Annotated in this window: 13 protein-coding genes and 2 pseudogenes; 6 read left to right on the forward strand and 9 right to left on the reverse strand. The window is 41.7% G+C overall.

All coding sequences use genetic code 11. From position 1 onward, the window contains the following. Positions 1 to 39: 39 nt before the first annotated feature. Both RMX69_RS06490 and RMX69_RS06495 read right to left on the reverse strand, forming a co-directional pair. Positions 40 to 603, reverse strand: a complete 564-nt coding sequence (locus tag RMX69_RS06490) for a retropepsin-like aspartic protease (protein WP_322636919.1) — start codon at positions 601 to 603, stop codon at positions 40 to 42. A 642-nt stretch (positions 604 to 1,245) separates the two neighbouring features. Then, positions 1,246 to 1,724 (reverse strand): annotated as a pseudogene (locus tag RMX69_RS06495) (mechanosensitive ion channel family protein); the annotation flags it as partial. Between the two features lie 147 nt (positions 1,725 to 1,871). On the opposite strand from RMX69_RS06495, the gene RMX69_RS06500 reads away from it, so the two are divergent. Together RMX69_RS06500 and RMX69_RS06505 are read left to right on the forward strand one after the other, a co-directional pair. Further along, a complete protein-coding gene (locus RMX69_RS06500) occupies positions 1,872 to 2,249 on the forward strand; it encodes a response regulator transcription factor (protein ID WP_289798503.1) in 378 nt (125 codons plus the stop codon). Then, positions 2,246 to 3,673 carry a HAMP domain-containing sensor histidine kinase gene (locus tag RMX69_RS06505; RefSeq protein ID WP_289798502.1) on the forward strand — a complete coding sequence of 476 codons (1,428 nt, stop codon included), beginning with the start codon at positions 2,246 to 2,248 and terminating at the stop codon, positions 3,671 to 3,673. Before RMX69_RS06500 ends, RMX69_RS06505 begins: the two co-directional genes overlap by 4 nt. A gap of 92 nt (positions 3,674 to 3,765) precedes the next feature. Here the strand turns inward: RMX69_RS06505 and RMX69_RS06510 are convergent. Together RMX69_RS06510 and RMX69_RS06515 are read right to left on the reverse strand one after the other, a co-directional pair. Next, positions 3,766 to 4,005: pseudogene (locus RMX69_RS06510) on the reverse strand (IS4 family transposase); the annotation flags it as partial. Between the two features lie 38 nt (positions 4,006 to 4,043). Then, positions 4,044 to 5,558, reverse strand: coding sequence for a phenylacetate--CoA ligase family protein (locus tag RMX69_RS06515; RefSeq protein ID WP_322636920.1), 1,515 nt, complete (start codon positions 5,556 to 5,558; stop codon positions 4,044 to 4,046). 199 nt (positions 5,559 to 5,757) lie between these two features. Here RMX69_RS06515 and RMX69_RS06520 point away from each other — a divergent pair, with 199 nt between their 5' ends. The 3 genes from RMX69_RS06520 to RMX69_RS06530 all read left to right on the forward strand — a co-directional run bounded on the left by RMX69_RS06520 (position 5,758) and on the right by RMX69_RS06530 (position 11,612). Continuing rightward, positions 5,758 to 7,443, forward strand: a complete 1,686-nt coding sequence (locus RMX69_RS06520; RefSeq protein ID WP_322636921.1) for a serine/threonine-protein kinase — start codon at positions 5,758 to 5,760, stop codon at positions 7,441 to 7,443. A 161-nt stretch (positions 7,444 to 7,604) separates the two neighbouring features. Further along, positions 7,605 to 9,785, forward strand: a complete 2,181-nt coding sequence (locus RMX69_RS06525) for a serine/threonine-protein kinase (RefSeq protein WP_322636923.1) — start codon at positions 7,605 to 7,607, stop codon at positions 9,783 to 9,785. 891 nt (positions 9,786 to 10,676) lie between these two features. Next, a complete protein-coding gene (locus tag RMX69_RS06530; protein ID WP_322636924.1) occupies positions 10,677 to 11,612 on the forward strand; it encodes a DVUA0089 family protein in 936 nt (311 codons plus the stop codon). Positions 11,613 to 11,819: 207 nt separating this feature from the next. Here RMX69_RS06530 and RMX69_RS06535 read toward each other — a convergent pair whose 3' ends face one another. Both RMX69_RS06535 and RMX69_RS06540 read right to left on the reverse strand, forming a co-directional pair. After that, entirely contained in the window at positions 11,820 to 12,437 is a 618-nt protein-coding gene (locus RMX69_RS06535) for an NUDIX hydrolase (protein WP_289798498.1), read from the reverse strand. A gap of 104 nt (positions 12,438 to 12,541) precedes the next feature. Next, positions 12,542 to 13,744 (reverse strand): phosphoglycerate kinase, encoded by a 1,203-nt coding sequence (locus tag RMX69_RS06540; protein WP_069074728.1) that lies wholly within the window; start codon positions 13,742 to 13,744, stop codon positions 12,542 to 12,544. An 89-nt stretch (positions 13,745 to 13,833) separates the two neighbouring features. On the opposite strand from RMX69_RS06540, the gene RMX69_RS06545 reads away from it, so the two are divergent. Then, the gene (locus tag RMX69_RS06545; protein ID WP_289800074.1) at positions 13,834 to 14,241 is read left to right on the forward strand and encodes a universal stress protein; all 408 of its coding nucleotides are present in this window, start codon (positions 13,834 to 13,836) and stop codon (positions 14,239 to 14,241) included. A gap of 142 nt (positions 14,242 to 14,383) precedes the next feature. Here RMX69_RS06545 and RMX69_RS06550 read toward each other — a convergent pair whose 3' ends face one another. From RMX69_RS06550 to RMX69_RS06560, 3 genes are all read right to left on the reverse strand, one after another. Next, complete coding sequence (locus RMX69_RS06550; RefSeq protein WP_322636925.1) at positions 14,384 to 16,924, reverse strand: type II CAAX prenyl endopeptidase Rce1 family protein; 2,541 nt, start codon at positions 16,922 to 16,924, stop codon at positions 14,384 to 14,386. A gap of 296 nt (positions 16,925 to 17,220) precedes the next feature. Beyond that, positions 17,221 to 17,931, reverse strand: a complete 711-nt coding sequence (locus RMX69_RS06555; protein WP_322636927.1) for a GDYXXLXY domain-containing protein — start codon at positions 17,929 to 17,931, stop codon at positions 17,221 to 17,223. 210 nt (positions 17,932 to 18,141) lie between these two features. Continuing rightward, a complete protein-coding gene (locus RMX69_RS06560) occupies positions 18,142 to 19,560 on the reverse strand; it encodes a DUF2157 domain-containing protein (protein ID WP_289798494.1) in 1,419 nt (472 codons plus the stop codon). Positions 19,561 to 19,743 lie beyond the last annotated feature (183 nt).

A 19,743-nucleotide genomic window follows, 5' to 3' on the forward strand; every position in this document is an offset into this window, starting at 1 on the left:
TGATATTTCAATAGTAAAAATCTAAAGAAGTTGCAAACATTAGCGGTGATGAAATTCTACCTCTTTCTCCAGAATTTTAATATCATAGTTGCCAAAGAAATCATGACCTAGTAGCCCGATGCTTGCTTTTGGTGCGATCGCCACTTGAAGATTATTGGCTGTAACTCCACCTACTGTAATAGATTTTACCTTACTGGTTGAGAATTTTACTTCACTACCATCAGCAATTTGGGCTTGCATTGTACCTGTAGCCTGGAGTTTCAGTGTATTCGCCATATCTTGAGTGATAATGGTTCCACTAGCACCTGTATCTACAATCATTTCAAAGGTTTTTTTGTCGTTGAAGGTGACATCAATCACAGGAGTTCCACCAAAACGGCGTTTGATTGAGACTCGAAAAACTCTATTGTCTGAAGGTGCGGCTATGATATTGCCACAAATCCTTCCCAATCCAACGGTTTTACCAGAGGAAGTTATCATGTAACACGCTCCGGGATCGTCTGCTGTTGCCTGATGAGAGAATGCTAAAAATATCACCGTCGGCATTAGTGCAATTGCAGCTAGATTAACGGTTGTAATCCAACGCCTCCAAGCATTCTTCATGTTATACTGCGCTCCAATTTTTTGGACTACTCTTAATATCTAAACTCATCATGGTGGCTGTAAAACATGGTGTTAAAAGAACAGGCTTTTAATATAAAAATTCAAATTATATCCATTTAAAATAGACATTTATAACGATTTTTTTAGTTTTAAATTAGCTAATTATTTGTATATGTATCTCAGAAATATGAAATTGCATCTTACTCAATACATCTTACATATAATTACTGATTGGTAAATTAAAGATTAGATAAAGACATGATGAAACTACTTAGAGCAGATTTAATCTGACATACTAATCCCGCATTTCTCACAAGCTCAAGGCGTTTGATGGAGCAGAGGAGAAGTAATGAGTAATGAGTAATAAGTAATAAGTAATAAGTAATAAGTAAAAACTTCTTACTTCTTACACCATTTATTTGTGAGGCTGCGCCCACTTGTGTCAACTTAACGCGAAACCGCACGTCCGCCAGCACGTCCGCCAGGGATTGTAAATCCCTGTCTCATAGCTAAAGTCCTCTGAAGAGGACTAAATAGCTCAAAAATTTTCAGTCTACTGAAGTAGACTTGAGCAATTAGTCAGGGATTTACAATCCCTGGCGGGTGAACTGGCGGGTGAACAACTTCACCTTTACCTGCTGGCTAACCTTCATGCTGACGTGAGCGGTTTCCATCTGTCTCTTCTGTCTGTGGAATAGAATTTGTTGAGTTGGGAAAGGTAAATCAATGCCGTTTGCAACGAGCGTTTTCTTAATTGCAGTAATCACTTTATCCCGCGATCGCAGATCGTCTATCCGTCGTGGTGGATTCATCCACCAGTGAACCCAAATGTTAACAGTGCTTTCGGCTAGTTCCATCACCAGTACATCAGGAGCCGGGTCTTTTAAAACCTCGTCTACGCTATGCATTGCCTCTAGCATTAACTGCTTGGCTAGGTCAATGTCGTCGTTATAGCCAATGCCAACATCGTATTCTAATCGTCGGTTATCAAAGGCAGTATTTACAGTCACAGAATTAGTAAATAATTCCGAGTTAGGAATGACAATCCGCCGACCATCATAAGTTCTAATTGTTGTTGCACGTGTCTCGATATCTTCGACAGTTCCTTCAAAGTCTTTAAAAAATGTTTTTTTTAAATTTTTTTATATTTTCAGGCTTTTATACTTACTAATTAACAATTTACTTCCTTAAGAAGGATGTCAGAGATCCATCATAAATATGAAAATTTTAATTATACAAAAATAACGTTAATTAATTTGGAATGAAAAATGCCACACGTATTACTTGTAGATGATGAAGCACCTCTGCGCGACAGTCTCACCTATACACTCCAAAAAGAAGGTTACACGGTGACAACAGCCGCAGATGGACATAGTGCAATTAAACAATTCCACAAGCAAGTACCAGATGTGATTTTGCTCGATCTTATGTTACCGGAAGTTGACGGTATGGAAGTTTGCTGGCGGATTCGAGCATTTTCCAATGTACCTATCGTCATGCTCACAGCTAAAGATGAGGATATTGATAAAATTTGGGGTTTAGAAGCAGGTGCAGATGATTATATTACTAAGCCCTTCAACACCCGCGAACTACTAGCACGCATCAAAGCAGTATTGCGTCGTCGTTCTGGGGAGCAGCCTTCATGAGAGGGTGGATACCTGGGATTAAATTAAATACAATTTATGCCAAGTTGTTAGGCACATACCTGATGCTAACAGCTTTTGGAACGTCACTCATGGCAGGTTATATCCTTTGGTCGTTCCATGATTACTTCATGCGATCGCGACAAGTAGATTTGGATAACTGGACGATCGCCTTGAGTGAAAGTGTTGCAGATGCACTAGAAGAAAAAGATATTAAACAAGTAAAGGTACTGGTGCAACGATATGGCGCACCACAAACTATAACTCTACGTGTTTTTAGTCAACAAGGCAGTCTATTAGCCACTTCTGACCCAAGGTTAGATAGTCAGGTTAAAGATTGGTCTCAGGTTCCGGGGATACGGGAAGCTCTACAAAACCGTGTCAAGCAAGGAATTGCTAAAGGCGTTTTATCAAATAGCGATCGCCTCTACATTACCAGACCTATTGAGCGTAACGGTCAATTGTTGGGCGTAATCCGAATGTCTATGACTTTGGAGCAGCTTCAGCGACAGTTTGCTAGGGTAATTTGGAGTATTTTGGGAACGCTAGCAATAACAATTCTACTATGTGCGTTAATTAGCAGTCGCTTTGCTCGCAGTCTCTCAAAACCAATTGAGATTATGCGGAACTTTGCCATTCGCTTGGGTGGCGGTCATTTTGGTGATAAGCTAACGATGCATGAGAACAATGAGTTGGATCAATTGGCAGCAGAACTCAACCGGATGAGTGAACGGTTAGCTTCCTTAGACAAAGAGCGACGGGTGTTTTTAGCCAATGTTTCCCATGAACTGCGTACCCCTATCAGTAACGTTCAGGTGACAGTAGACGCACTCAAAGCAGGAGCATCTGAAGAACCAGAATTACGCGATCGCTTTTTTCAAACTATCGAAAGCGAAATCAAACGTTTATCACGATTGATTCATGACTTGCTGGATTTAGGGCGTTTGGAAGCAGGAGTTACTGAACTAGAAAAGCAAGCTATTTCGCTGGATGGATTGATTAACCGTGCTGTCAATGCACTAGAACCGCGAATGCGAACTCTGAGAATTTCTACACGGGTGAATGTAGAAAACTTAATCATACAGGGCGATCCAGAACGGCTATTACAGGCAATTTTCAATTTGTTGGATAATGCGATTAAGCACTCACCAGCCAACTCTCAAGTATTTATTTCTGGATACATTCAAGGAAAACAAGCTATTATTCAAATTCAAGACCAGGGGAAAGGGATAAAAGAGGGTGATTTACCCCGAATCTTTGAGCAATTTTATACAACAGACCCCGCACGCAAAGGTAGTGGCAATGGTCTGGGGTTAGCAATTTCTAAGCGGATTATTGAAGCTCATCAAGGCAGTATTATCGCCAGCAGCACATCAAATCAAGGGGCAACTTTTACTATACATTTGCCGATAATTCGTAATTCTTAATTTGTCATTTGTCATTTGTCATTTGTAATACTCTACGGCTAGGGTTGCGCCTATGTAATTAAGTTTTGACCCTTACGGGGCTATAAAAAGGGCTAGGATGCAGATAGAATAGGCCTCATAGCTCTCTCTCCTTGCTGGTAGTACTTACGCTTATTAGGACTTAATATCAATAATTCTGTGACTAACTCATAAGAATTTTCCATGAAATTGACTCAATTGTGGCCATAAAGACCAATATAAAAACTACTATGTCGTCGAACAATCCTTAAGGATTCTTTAATTCGTCCAACATATTTTTGAACACCCATGCGTTTAATTTTTTGACCAGATATCGCGTCTTCTTGTGTTTGATTATTCATTGCGCCCAGTACTATTTACGCGTATAACGATGTTTCACCCCAATAGGGAAATATTCAAAATCACCCATTGGCGCTAATGTAACTTGTAGTGTTTGATATTCTGCCGGAACATAATTAGCAAACTCGCTATTTAGGCGTAGCAGTTGTGAAAGAATAGAAGATGCGATCGCAAGTCTTTGATCTTCACTACCCTCTACCCCTACTGCTAATTCCACAACTACAGATAAAAATCGGTTTTTGTCAGCATCTTCTTTCACCTGTAACACAAATTTACCTGTAACCCATTCTTGAATTACTGGTTGCTCTAATCCCACCGTTACATTTTCGGGATAGATATTCGCACCAAAGTAAGAAACTGTAAAATTAGAACGACCGAAGACATACACAAAAGGTAGCTGATGAATACCTCTAGCTGATTCTTGAGTATCAGAACGAAGATTTTCAAGCGGGTTAAATCCCCATTCTGCTAAAAATTGCAGCATGGCATCATAACTAATTATCCCACCAGTATCTAAAATGTCATAACGCACTAAGGGAATACCGTTATCTCCCGAAAACAGCAATCCGCCATCTTGAACTTCAAAAAAGCGATTGCAAGGATCGTATTGTACTAGCGTGGGTAAACGCGATTCCCCAAATAGACTTTTAGCTGCATCGGGATTTTCTGCCAAAAAGCGGCGAATGCAGATACTTAGGGGTGTTTCATTACCCAAAACTCCCGCATCCGCAGTGCCGTAAAGTGATGCAGAATCATAGCAAGGATTTCGCGAACCAACTCTTTCGCCAACTAAACTCCGCCATTCTTCACTAAATACTTCTCCCGCCATCACTAATTTAATCTGATATTGCTGCCACTCCACACCACGAGCGATACCAGTATCAATGACATCTTTCAAAAATGGCGGATATCCCAATAACACCACTTGCTCAAAACCTGAACCAAGTTCTTGGACAACTCGCAATATTTCTTCTTTGTTGTTACCAGGAGTAATTACAGTGATCAGATAACCTTTGCTAGCAAGATAACGACAGCAATTAGTAGTAAACATTCCACCTACCCAAGTGCCTAAAGTGAAACAAATCACTGCTAAGGTACGTCTGCTATCTGAATAGAAACTATCGTGAAAAATCTGTTCAAAGCGTGTGGCGATTTGGAGTTCATCTGTAAAAAAACGAGGCCAAAATGTCGGTTTACCACTAGAACCTGATGAAGCAGCTATCATGTCGCACGCTTCTAGTTGTCCGTTACGGCACAAGTCAGGTAGAGGATAACGCAGTATATAATTTTGTTTAGCGATCGCTGGTAGTTTTTGAAACTCCTCTAAGGTTTGAATAGTCGCGGGATTAATTTCCCTTTCTGCTAAAAACGCCTTGTAGGCAGGTACATTCGCCGCCACATCGTGAAATAAACTCAAAGCTGGCGAAGTTTGAGTGTTGAGATGCCTTTGCAGTACAGTTTCTAGGGGGGTAGATAAAAAATCTTCAAATGCTTTAATTACTTGCTGCTGTCTTGATTTGCCGTTCATGACGCTTGCTTATTTATCCTGAAGTAGAACCAACACCGTTTAAAATAATTCGTAATATTTCGGCTGCGCTCAATACAAGTTCGTAATTCGTAATGACGCTCCTGCATCGCTAACGCTGCGCGTAATTCGTAGAATATCCGAAAATGAGGGTATGCGCGTTGTAGTCATTCAATAAAACCTTAATTTATCCTTCAGCACCATGCAGCTTTATTGCAGTAAACAACACACAAATAATGGTAGTAACCGCTTTTGCACCCATTGTGGTGAACCATTACCTCTTGCTGTGGGACAGGTTGTGGATAATCGCTATCAAATTATCCGTCATCTAGGACAAGGCGGCTTTGGACGCACCTATTTGGCGGAAGATATCAATAAATCCCATCAAACCTGTGTGCTGAAGGAATTTGCACCCCAAGTACAAGAAAATCAAGATTTACAAAAAGCTAAAGAGTTATTTGAGAGAGAAGCGAATGTCCTGAAAAAACTCCAGCATCCACAGATTCCGCATTTTCACGCCTCGCTACAAGTGAAGATAGGCAGTAAAGATTTTTTCTTTTTAGTGCAAGATTATGTGGATGGTGACAATTACTACCAGTTATTAGAACAGCGTGAAAGTCAAGGCAAAACCTTTAGTGAAGAGGAAGTAATCACTCTCCTACAACAGATTTTACCTGTATTATCATACATCCACTCACGAGATGTAATTCACCGTGATATCTCTCCCGATAATCTGATATGGCGGCGTTCTGATAATTTGCCAGTGCTAATTGATTTTGGTGGCGTTAAGCAATTACCAGCTTCTCAGGGTTTTTGGCGCACTAAGTTAGTTGGAAATAACACTCTGCTGGGTAAAAAAGGCTACGCTCCAGAAGAACAGCTACGGCAGGGAAAGGCGTTTTTTAGTAGTGATTTATACTCTTTGGCGGTGACAACATTAGTGTTGCTCACAGGTCAAGAACCGCAGAAATTATACGATAGCTATCAGGGAATTTGGGGATGGGGCAAGGAAATCCGAGTTAGTCCAAAACTAGAAGCAGTGTTAAAAAAGATGCTGGCTTATAGACCGAGCGATCGCTACCAACGAGCCGAGCAAATCCTCAGAGATTTACCATCGCCAACTGCAACTAAATCTCCAGGCAATTATATTACCACCAAGATTAAGACAATGGTCGTTGCTCCGGGAAGACAACGCGCCAGTGCGGTTATAAGTAGATTCCAGAGGCAAACGCAAGCGATTGCTAAACCGAGAACTTTCCCTGTTTGGATTCGCCCTTTTATGATGAGTTTAGGGGTAACGGCGTTAGTTGGCTTAACTTTAGCGGCGGGAAATGCAGCCATTCGGGCCGTAACTTCAATCACCATCCCATCAATTTCATTACCTTCATTACCGCAAATCCCACAGTTTCCAACTGGAAAACCAGCCGGTGACAAAGGAAAAAATAGCAACCTCCAGAAAATTATCAGTCGTCGTCAAGAGTTAGAAATTACTGAAGGATTTTTTATTCGCACAGTAGATGATTCATTTTATACAAAAAAACCAGAATTAAAAGGACGTAGCCTGACATCTAAACCTGAAGATGCGGGTTTACGAGATGAATGGTCTGATATAGCTGATAATTTATTGGATAAACTAGAACAGGCTGACCTCAGTACAGCAGCTCGTCGGAAATTAGGGAACTATAGTCAAAAAGATTACGATACATGGAGACAACAAGCGCGATCGGGGCAGTTGGGGAACTATACAATCGATCAGTTGACCAAAGACACAAATGAAAAATTCGATCGCTTGTTTCCCGATCGAGATCGGAAGAAACTGAATCAACAGACTTTTGGTCAAATTTGGTATGCGATCGCAGCCGATCGAGTCAGTAAAGTACAAAGATAAAGTTAGGAGTGAGGAGTTAGAAGTTAGGAGTTATGGGTTATGAATTAGGGCAATTTTCTTTATAGACCACGGTTTCAGACCCGGAGTAGTGTAGTTAAATCAAGTAGAAAATGCTACTCGCTACTCCTTGTTATTATTAACTCCTAACTCCTAACTTTCCAATGAATTCAATCTATTGTTCTAAAGGACATGAAAATTCCCCAGGTAGTCGTTTTTGTCTCCAGTGTGGCGAAAATTTGTTGGATACACCCATGAGTTATGGTATACAACCGGGACTGACTTTAGGCGATCGCTATGTGATCGTGCGTCAAATTGGCCAAGGTGGCTTTGGACGCACTTATTTAGCTGAAGATGTCAACCGTTTCCGCGAACTTTGCGTTTTAAAAGAATTTTCCCCCCAAGTTCAAACCGCTTACGTTGTCCAAAAAGCTGAAGAACTCTTCGAGAGAGAAGCAAGTGTTCTTTATAAACTGCAACATCCCCAAATTCCCCGGTTCCGAGAACTGCTACGGCTAAATTTAGGGGGCAAAGAATATCTGTTTTTGGTGCAAGATTATGTAGAAGGGGAAACTTACAATTCTTTGTTAAATGCCCGGATACAACAGGGTTTGCGCTTTACAGAGGCAGAAATACGCCAATTATTCTTTTCAATTTTGCCAGTGTTGGAATACATCCACTCACTAGGAGTAATTCATCGAGATATTTCTCCAGATAACTTAATGCTTCGCACTGTTGACAAACTGCCAGTTTTAATTGATTTTGGCGGTGTCAAACAAGTAGTAGCAACTGTGGCTTCCGAATATTACCAACCCGGTATGGTTGCACCTCCGCCAGCACCAACTTTATTAGGTAAAATCGGATTTGCGCCCCCAGAACAAATGCAAACTGGGTTAGTATCTCCCCACAGCGACTTGTATGCAATGGCTGCAACAATGTTGGTTTTACTAACAGGGAAACAACCCCAAGAACTAATTGATACCTATACTCTCAGTTGGCAATGGCGACGGGAAGTTAATCTGAGTCAAGATTTGGCACAGGTATTAGATAAAATGCTATCTGCCAGACCAAGCGATCGCTATCAATCAGCCCGTCAAGTACTCCAAGCCCTCAACTCACCCCCAGCAAACTATCCGCCAACTCAATATCCCACTCCACCACAACCCACAGCCGCCACCGTCGCCGTCTCCCCACCTCCCCCACCTTCCCCAACCCCTCCATATCCCTCATATCCCTCATCTTCCCCCTCTTCTTCCTGGTGGACACCAACAAAAACCTTTCTTGTGGCGGCGCTAGTTGCTGGTAGTGTGGGATTAATTTGGTGGGGATTGAATGGCAGACGAGATGTCGGGCAAGTCGATCCTAATCCTACAGCCAGCCCCATTCCAACCAGCGAACAACCAACCGATCCTCTAGCGCAATATTCGCCAGCAGAACGAGAACGCAAAGAAAGATTAAGCGATCGCCGTCAACAGTTGGGTATTGACTCTAACTTCTACGTAAACTTAGTGAATCAAGTTTTTTGGGATAGAAATCCCAGTTTACGGGGACGTACTCTCAGCAATGGCCCTGAAGATGAGAGTTTGCGCGCAGAATGGGATAAAACAGCTTCGGAATTACTAGAAAAGCTTGCACCACTGAGTAATAATGCCCGCCAAAAACTAGGAACTTACACAACTGCTGAACGCGATCGCTGGAAAGCGCAAGTCAACAAAATCAACGTTGGTAGTCGTTCTTTATATGATTTGGGAGATACTGCTTTTTTAAGTGTATTTCCTGAGCAGCGGGGTAAAAGTTTTCAAGGTCAGCCCATTGGACAAGTTTGGTATGGATTTGTTAGCGATCGACTCAGTGCAATCCTTGCTGGTAGCGCTTTCCAGAAACTTGTCTTCGATCCTGGGGCTACTGGCAAAACAGTCAGCAGTACTCTCCAACCTGGTGGTGGTAAAGTATTCATTGCTGGACTTGCCAAAGACCAATCTCTAGACTTGAAGCTAGAAGCAAATTCCCAAGTTTTGTTATCAGTCTATTCACCCTCTGGCAAAATTCGATTTTTAGAAGATTCTAGCAAGCGTAGTTTGTCAACTAAATTACCAGAAAATGGATTTTATGAGTTTGTTGTAGTTTCCACAGCAACGAAACCAGTAGATTATCAACTCACTATTACAGCGGAAAATCCCACAGTTCCCCCACCACCAACACCCACACCCACAGAAACACCCACGCCCACGGAAACATCCACGCCTACACCAACTCCTACGCCCACGCCCACACCAACTCCTACACCGACTCCCACAGAAACCGCCACTCCTACACCGACACCAACGCAGGAGACAACGCCTTAGTAGAGAGTCATCCTCTGCATCTATCTGGAGTGGAGTGTCTCTACGTTAATTGAAGAAGAATGGAGAATTCAGCAATCTTTGAGTGAGGGATTCAGACCCGCCACTCAATTGTTGCACCACCAAATCTACGATTTGGTGGGGTCTTAAACCCATCTATTCAGCGTTCGATTGAGCGCTCACGCCGAAGTCCGCTAGTCGCACAGAATTCATGCTGTTAGCGGTAGCGGGGCGTTTAGCCCATTCTGACTTCTGACTCCTGAATTCTGTTTCGATAAAATTTATGGGAAGCATCCCAATGCAAGCAAAAATACACAGGACTGGCACAAAAACCTAATTTTCCGATCCCAAATAACTATATAAAATCTGATGTTGAAACTTAACTTAACAACGATACCACCTTCATCTGAAAAATCTCGCAACGTTCACCAAAAAGAACAGTAGTTTTAAACAATATTTAATTAAATTTAACACCTATTTTTTCATGTCTTAATCAATCGCATTTATTGCATTTTTAAGATTTGTTAAAGATGTTGATGTAACCTTGTACTTCATGATATGCATGTAAGTACAACGTAGGTTCAAAAAAATTTCAAAAAAGAACCAAAATATTTCAGCTAATTACTTACCATTTGGGTAATCATCAATTAAAGAATTTTCAGAAAATTGATTATCTAATTTTGTGGAGTAGGCGTCTCGTTCGCCCGCAACCAAATATGGGCTTTTCGGGTCAGCCTACAACAAATAGTTGGATATTTTTTTCTTTAGAAGTTCCTAACCAAATAATTAATGTTTTCTAACTTAGAGATTACTTAAATGGCAAGTAATCTACAATGAATAGTTCTTTGACTGAGGCTGAACTTACGTATTAGTGAGAAACTCAGGAGAGATAATATGGCATTTAAATCCGGCACTGCAGCTTCTGAAACGATAGATGGGACTCCGGCAAATGACACGCTAGACGGTGGTTTCGGCAATGATATCCTCAATGGTGGCGACGGCGATGATAGTCTACAAGGCGGACCCGGCAATGACGAACTCAATGGCGGGTCTGGAAACGATATCCTCATCGGTGTTTGGCCTGGTAGTGCGCTTCCACCTGGATTAGGGGAAACTGATCAGTTGACTGGCGGGGCTGGGGTAGATAGATTTATCCTGGGCGACGCTGAAAATGTTTTCTACGACGATACCACCACTACAAGTCCTGGTTTTGGGGACTTGGCTACTATTTTTGACTTCGACTCTAGCCAAGATCGAATTGAACTCAAAGGATCTCCACAGAACTACCGCCTGCAAGTTGTTGGAAGCAGCACACGAATATTCTTAGACAAACCAACAGGAGAGCAAGATGAGATCATAGGTGTTGTGCAGGGGAGAAACAATCTCAGACTTGATAGTGATGACTTCTTGTTCTATGAGCGGGAAAATGCTGGAGAAGCTACAAACGGTACACTGGGCAGCGCTGAAGGGTTAGGTTCCTTATCATCAGGCTCAAACGTTAATCTTTCAGGCCAGTTAACAACAGTTCAACCGGGGAGTAGTCCTGGTTTCGACTTTTTTACATTTTCTTTAGCAAATCCAGGAACTGTCACTATCAGGACAGTGACATCGGGAGATACAGTTCTCGGACTGTTTAACAGTGCTGGGAAGTTAGTGACCAGTAACGACGATGGTGGCGGTGGCAATTCGTCATTAATCACCAGTTTTCTGGGTGCAGGTACGTACTCCATCTCAGTGAGTGACTTTCCTTTCTTGCCTCAAGATGGCGGAACTTTCTCTGGTAGCGGCTTTAACCCTCTTTCTTATACGTTACAAGTCAGTTTTGCATAAGAACGTTGTCAACTTAAAAAAGTACTGACATCAGAGGGCAGATTCAAGGATACTTTTCTTCCTAGCTAGGGGAACACGGTAACGTGTCCCCCTTACCCGACAAGAGACTATTTACAAGTCCGGGTTATTTTATGAGTCCGAATTCAGAACTCAGGAGTCAGAATAAACCATGAATTCTGTATGCCAATTTTTGTAATGCAGAGATATTTAATCAAAGTCTGTTGGTAAAGCTGGTTGGCGGTAATGCTGGAAAAGTCGCGTGATTTGCGCTGGTGTCACACGTCCGATGGAAAGTACTGGTAACGCATCTTCACGGAAAAAACCTACTTCTTCAGTTTCAATACTTGATGATGGAGAACCACCAATAAGTTCGCAGTGAAAAAACAGCTTGTAGACATAAAAAGGTAATGGTGGATGTCCCTGTTTGTCTCTGTCATAAACTGCTAAAAGTTTGATAGCGCGTGCTTGATATCCCGATTCTTCGTATACTTCTTTCACAACTGCCTCACTGGCAGACTCGCCAACATCAGCCCATCCACCAGGCAAAGTCCAGCAGCCGTCTACCCGTTCCTTGACTAACAATATAGTATCGTCACGAAAAATTGCTCCTCGCACATCAACTTTAGGAGTTGCATATCCGACTTCACGGCTAAATAAATCGAGGACATAAGTGTGTTCTACATTTGAGTAACTCGCCATAATTTCCGTGGCGATCGCTCGTAATTGTTTGTAACGTTCTATATCGTAGACACCCTCAGAATAAGTCAACCCATTTTGAGCGATCGCTTGTAACTTCTGTCCCCATTCCAGCCATTTAGGTTGCATATATTTTTCTTATGTAGTGACTTAGGTATTGGGAAAAGGTGACAGGTGACAGGTAATAGGGAATAACCTGTAACCTGTACCCTATTCCCTTCCCCAATTCCTAATTACGCATCATCTAAAGCTGCAATTCCAGGCAATACCTTGCCTTCAAGTAACTCCAAGCTAGCGCCGCCGCCGGTGGAGATGTGGCTCATTTGGTCGGCTAAACCAACTTTTTCCACAGCCGCTACTGAATCGCCACCGCCGATGATGGTAGTTGTGCCAGTTTTACCGATTTCAGCGAGGGTATGAGCGATCGCTTCCGTACCTTTCGCAAACTTATCAAACTCAAACACACCCATTGGCCCGTTCCAAATTACCGTTTTGGTATCTGCAAGAGCTTCTTGGAAAAATTTCACCGAGTCTGGCCCAATATCCAAACCCATCCAACCATCGGGGATGTTTTCAATGCTAACGGTTTGAGAATTGGCATCAGGGGCAAAATTATCTGCCAATACCACATCTGTGGGAAGCAATAAAGCAACGCCCCGTTCTTTAGCCTTAGCTTCCAAAGACTTCGCTAGTTCTAGCTTGTCTTCTTCTACCAACGACTTACCAACATTCAAACCACGGGCTTTGTAGAAGGTGAAAATCATCCCACCACCGATGATCAGCTTGTCGCACTTCTCCAGCAGTGTTTCAATTACGCCAATTTTGCTAGAAACTTTGGAACCACCAATAATTGCCGCTAAAGGACGTTGGGGATTTTCAATGGCGTTTTGCAGATATTGCAATTCCTTCTCAACCAAATATCCAGCCACAGAAGGGCTGAGGAATTTAGTCACACCTTCAGTAGAAGCATGGGCGCGGTGTGCAGTACCAAAAGCATCATTTACATAAAAATCAGCATTAGCTGCCAATTTTTTCGCAAATTCTGGGTCGTTCTTCTCTTCTTCTTTGTAAAAACGGACATTTTCGAGTAACAGCACTTGGCCATTTTGCAACGCGCCAACTTTAGCTGCAACTTCATCGCCAATGGAATCATCAGTTTTAATGACTTCTTGCCCCAGTAACTCAGACAGACGCTTGGCAACGGGAGTTAGGCGTAATTTGTCATCCACACCCTTGGGACGACCAAAATGGCTGGCGAGAATGACCTTAGCTCCCTTCTGCGTCAAATCTTGGATGGTTGGTAGAGCGGCGCGAATGCGAGTATCGTCGGTAATGTTGCCTTGATCGTCCACAGGCACGTTAAAGTCAACCCGCACTAAGGCACGTTTCCCAGAGATATCAGCCGAAGATAAACTTGCTAAACTTTTTTTGGACACACCAAACTCTCCTGATTGCCTTTTTGTTATTGTTTTGAAAGTAGAACCATCAAGATTTTACCGGAGTCAGGGGTACCCAAGTGACAGATATATTTAAGACAGTACTATTTCCTATCGATCAAAGCCGGGAAACGCGGGAAGCTGCTGACGTTGTTACCAACGTAGTTAAAAAGTACAGCAGTCGCTTGGTGCTGCTGTCTGTGGTAGAAGAACCACCTCCAGACGCGCCTAGTGCCGATCCGATGGTGTCGCCAGAGGTAGTTGCGAAACTGCTGGAAAATGCCCAATCTTTATTTTCTGAACAAGGAATTCAATCTGAAACCTTAGAAAGGCAAGGCAAACCAGCTTTTACGATCTGCGATGTCGCTGATGAAATTGGGGCAGATTTAATTATCATGGGCTGCCGGGGGCTAGGTTTGACTGAAGAGGGAGCAGATGATAGTGTTACCACTCGTGTGATTAACCTTTCCCCTTGCCCAGTGTTGATTGTGCCTTAGCAGTGTGTTGCTCAATACTAGTGGTAGTGCGATCGCTAATAAAAAGGGGGCTGAGGAAGGTTGTCCTAGATTTATTGGTGCTAAATAAAGGCATCAAGTTTTAGCCTTAACCAAGCATTATTAACTCCTGCCCCCTACCTCCTTAAACCTTAGCGTTCTGAATTTTTTGATTATTATCTAATTTTCTGATTCCTCCAAAAACAATTAACCAAACTACTACTACAACCCAGTGAATTAAAACGATCACAAACAAAGATCCTGTGAGGGTATATCCAACAGTACAGATAATTCCCAAAAATGCAGCTAAAACAAGAAAAACACGATTAAAAAATGTGGTAATTCCAGCTTTAAAAAATGTTTTAGCATTCAAGGGATGATAAAAAATAAATAATAATAAACTCACTATTGCCCACAAAGACCATTGGAACCAACTGGTAATTTCGCTAGGATGAGGAAGCAAAAAAACGCGAAAAAAGAGTTCTTCCATAATTGCAGGTAAAAATAAGCAACGTAATATCAACAAGCATTTATTAGTCCAATTTGCAGACCAAAGTTCTATCTGTAAAAATCCAAATTTCCAACCATAAGGTAGAGCAAGAATACTATAAATTATCAACAGTACAACAATAACTAACCAATCTTTGAACCTCGGAACTACTAAGGACGCTAAAACGCGATTTAAAAGAATTGAAAGTGGTGAAATATTGGTAAAAGGAATCTTAATTTGTCCTAAAAGTGCTGTTGGGGCAATGGGTGTAATATTAGATTCCCAACCACCAACTTGATTGGTTCGCAATACTTGCATAGTTGCACCATGTTTTAAAAATATTGCAGCTAGGTCGTCGTGTGCAAGTCTTGGCATTATTGTTCGCCATGTTGTCAAACCAGCCCAAATACTACGATCTTGAAATGGTTCCGTCGTTTTTCCTCTGCCCGTACCTGCAAGTATACCTGCTTGACTTTGCCAATCAGCACGAACTATACCCAAGGGTGCTAACTGTTGTTCTAAAGATTGACCTAATTTAACTAGCTGCTGAAAGCGTAATGTTTGCGGGTGATTGGGGTTGGCGCGTATCCAAGTTTGAATTTGAGGAGTTGTAGCAACTTGGTTTTTAATTGCCAGTATTGCCGCATAAAGTGCTTGGCTTGCGTCTTGGACGCATGAGGTAGCAGGTGAGACTATTGCGCCACCAGTTCCATCACCAACCCGATAACGTGCCATTGTTACCTGTAATTGTTGCTGGAATTGTTCTAAAGGCGAAAGTTTGACACCATCAAAATCATAATCCTGCGTTACAGGGTCGAATTTGATCAGAATATCTGATACTGGACGTGTTGCCAGCCAACCACGTTGTAAATTACCCATATAATCAGCCCATGTATGCGTTCCGGCAATAATTCCATCGGGGTTATGGGCATAAATTTGGTGGTATTTAGTCTCGAAGCGTAATTCGTTAGTAAACTCGTCGCGGACAACTTCTGCAATTCCAAAAGCAAAATGTCCAGTAATAGTATAAGGTACTCCCAGTGGTTCAGCTTTACGTCCGCCAATTCCACCAAATAGGTGTAGGACAATAGCTTTATTGCCTTCTTGCCATGTTGATATAGATTGATTAAGTGAATTTTGTATTTTTCCAGGTTTTAATAATACAGTATTGAATTTACCTTTATTTTTCTCAGTATTTTGCCAATTTACATCTTGGATGTAATTTAGACCTAATTCCTTACCAGTAATAATTTGACGGGGTTGAATTTGCAACAGAGAACGAGGCGCAAGTGCGCGTACCGTAAATACGCCCTTTGTATCGGCAGCGCCATAAATATACCACCCATCTTCACCCGCAGACGATCGCTCGATTTGCTGCGAACTTGAAGGAGCAAAATTTCGCGAATCTATTACTTGTTGGGGAATACGAATAGTTTCTTCAAGACCATTAAATTTATTTGCATTAGGATTATAATGCTTTACCAAAAAATAATCGTTATACTGCTTTGGTTCTGGAGATAAAGTAGTTTTATATTGAGATTCAATCGGTTTAATTATTTTTACCAACCCATAAAATCTACCAGTTGCCAAAATAGGTTCGCGTTCAATTTGCAAAATAGATTTTTCTTTATTTGCATCAATGATTGTACTTGAATCTAAAACAACAATTGTTTCATCATCAGGATTTGCACCAGCTAAAGAGCGTAAAATCCCTATATGACGAACTCCATTTAGTCGAAAAGGATGAATATTTCCTTGTTTTTGACTTTTAATTACTTCAGGAGTGAAATTTATATCTCGCGTTACAACTCGTTCCAAAGCCAGCAAATTTTTATTCTTTTTCCACTCCAAACGTACAATTTTACCTACCAAATTTTGTGCTGTAGGTGGTGCATATTGTACTTCCATCCATACCCAATCTAAACCATCTTGTAATTGCTGTTTCGTTGGTAAAATTAATCTTCCTACCCAATCGCCAATAGGTTTATAAAGGTTTGTAGATGGAATTTGGGCAATGGGATAAAAAGCAGATTGATTAAAGTTTTGTTGAATATGTATTGCGTAATTACTTTCTTTCTGTACTAGCTGGGCTTGTGTTGGAGAAAGTTGCCACAACGCAATTACTGCAATGAACACTAGCGTTAAAAATATAGTAAATAGTAGCCTTGCTTTTTGACTTAATCCCCGAAAAATCATATATTATCAGCAAATAAAACTTGCTGATAATCTTACTCTAAATATACTGCTTTGAGTCTCTGCCATAATCAAGTGCTATTTTATTTTAAATGTGGGCGATATATAAGACATCCGATGAAAATAAATATGCTTGTTATAGAACCTTTGTAGAGACGTAGCATTACTACGTCTCTATATTCTTTTTCAGCAAATATCTAATGACAAACAGAAAATTCTGAGCGTCGGAAGTCGGCGCTCAGAATTTCAAAGACCAAACTGGCGTGGTGTAAATATGCACTGTTTATTTGCTTAACAGCTTAAAAACGATAGTTGCGATCGCGCACCCACATACTAACTGGCACAGCCTTACCTTGTGGATCTACTTTCGCCTTGACCACAATAGGTGGTACTTGTCCTCTGCGGGCGCGTTGGGCTTGTAAGTCGTTCCGAATCTGCTGCCGTTGGTTTTCTGGGATGTAATATGTTTCTAAGCCGTAGTTAACGGAACCATCCTGATAAACACCTTTTAAGGCTGCCTGATTGGCTCTAAGAGTTGTGGGGCGATCGCTACTTACTCGTAACGGTCTCCAAGCTCTCGGAACACCGCGCCCAGTAGAGAATTGCTCTTGCAAAGTCACGTAAATATTAGTTCCTTCAGGCAATCTCCTGCCGCTTCCACGACCTTTGCTGACTAATGTTTGCCAGCCAGGTAATCTGCTCAAATTTGAGGTACGAGAGATGTTGTAATCTAACGCTAAGGTGTTACCTTCGATCGCATTGTTAGGGTCTACAGGTACGGTTTGTAAAATCACCGTCTTACCTGTTACGTCTGTATAAACTGCTTGGGCTGGTACTGCCATAATTAGCCCTGTTTGCAGCGCCAGGGGAGCTAGTAACCGCCAAAAAGGCAAGGGCTTATTCGATTTTTGTTCAGTAGCAATCAAGTAATCCCGAAAAGTCACCTTACTGGAAAATTCGGCTTCAGGAGACAAGGGTTTATTCTTAGATTCAGAAGAAGTATTATTCATGAGCGTAGTCCTACAAAGCAGAGGTCTTGAGGAGGTTAAAAGTAATGAGATTAGGACTGACGCAGAGAAACTTTAAAAACTTTGACGCACAGAGATTTTTAGTTAGGAGTTAGGAGTTAGGAGTTGGGAATCATTCAATTTTAAATTAAGTGAACTTTTCCTGAATTCTGACTCCTGAATTCTGACTCCTGAATTCTTTCATCTTTTGCCCTACTTTTTACTTGCAGAGCTACCACCGGGTAGGCGGCGTTCAAACCAGAGTCCAGCGCTAATTAAAGCAGAACCGCACAGGACATAGACTAGCGACTTAAAAAGTAAGTCGGTGTCGTACTCCTGCACGCGACTGATAATTTGCAGTGTTACTAACAGCATACCGCCCCAGAAGGAACTTCTGTTGCTTAATTTCAATCCTTCTTGAATTAGTCCCCAGGCTAATGTTGCAAGAAGTACATTGAAAATAAAAATGCCAAGTTCATCAATCCGGCTGATAGTTTGATGCCAAAAAGGTACTATTGCAATAAAGACAAGAAATGTACTAATGACAGCAGTTGTGAAAATCACTTCCCGGCGCGGAGGGTTATTTCTTTGGCGCAGTAGAAACAACCATTGTAAAACCGCCAAGCCGCTGAGAATCCCCAAATCAATGATCGGCAGAGACTCAAATAAGTTTGTCAAATTCGTTGGCTGATTAAAACTATAATCAGGAGATTCCCAGACCCAACGAAAAGACAAAACGTAAAAGACGATGCCAAAGCTTAACAACGCTAAATTACGGGCTAGAGATTGAAACAATCTGTAATTTATGGTTGGAAAGAGTAAATCATCGTAACTCCAGAATAATGCAGGTGGCAGTGTAAAAGCAAAAGATGCCACCCAAGGGGCTATATCAGCATAATTTAGCAGTGGCAGAGGATTAAGGTTAGCTTGTAAGGAACTAGCAAAAACAAAGGCTGCTAGACCAAAAATCCAACGGGAACGACAGAAGTAGGCTAAGGGTACAAATACCAGCCATGCTAACAAAGGCAAATGCTGCACTACTAGCCGCGACCAAGTTAGCTCACCTGAAGCGTACCATAAGTCTTCTAGTCCAGTCCAGTAGCCGATTTCCACAAGGACAATTGACAGAATTCCTAAAGAATTCAAGGACAAACTGAAGGCCATGACTACAACACCAAATCCCCAGGCGAGAAACAGTTGGGAAGCTGAACCGATGATATTGAACATCTGGGCCATCAGCAGTAAATTTGCACCGAAGATGAAGGCGCTTAAAATTAGTAACCCCTCTCCTAGTAGGCGTTTGCTTCGTTCTGGTTTCTTTCCTTCAGGTGGCCTCCAGCTGTAAAATCCAGTGATGGCGATCGCAAAAAACAAACTCATCATCAGAATAAATTTGACTTCTCGCGATCCTCCTTGCCAGTTTCCTGATACAAAGGTAATTATGCCTAAGCATAAAAGTATGCTACCGATTGCGATCGCGATCGCTTTGTTGCGATCGCGTGCAGCAGCTTCCAGGTTTTTAAATTGATAACGTTCTGCTATCTGCTCATACTGCGAAGAACTAATTAATCCTTCATCCCTCCATAATTGTGCTTGTTTGCGTAATTTGTCCTGAAAACTATCTAAAAACATGACCTTCTCCGGTGCAGTGGGGTAGCTTGGCCATTGCGTTCCCAATGGCGGTCATTATATTTTGAGTATGAAGCCAAAAGCCTTAATTACATTGTTCTTGTGTAACAGTTTGATTTTGATTTAGATACAACGTACTAATTCGTAATTCGTACCTCGGCTTCGCTCGGCAACCTAATTCGTAAT

Source organism: Nostoc sp. EspVER01 (assembly GCF_034530635.1).
GTDB lineage: Bacteria > Cyanobacteriota > Cyanobacteriia > Cyanobacteriales > Nostocaceae > Nostoc.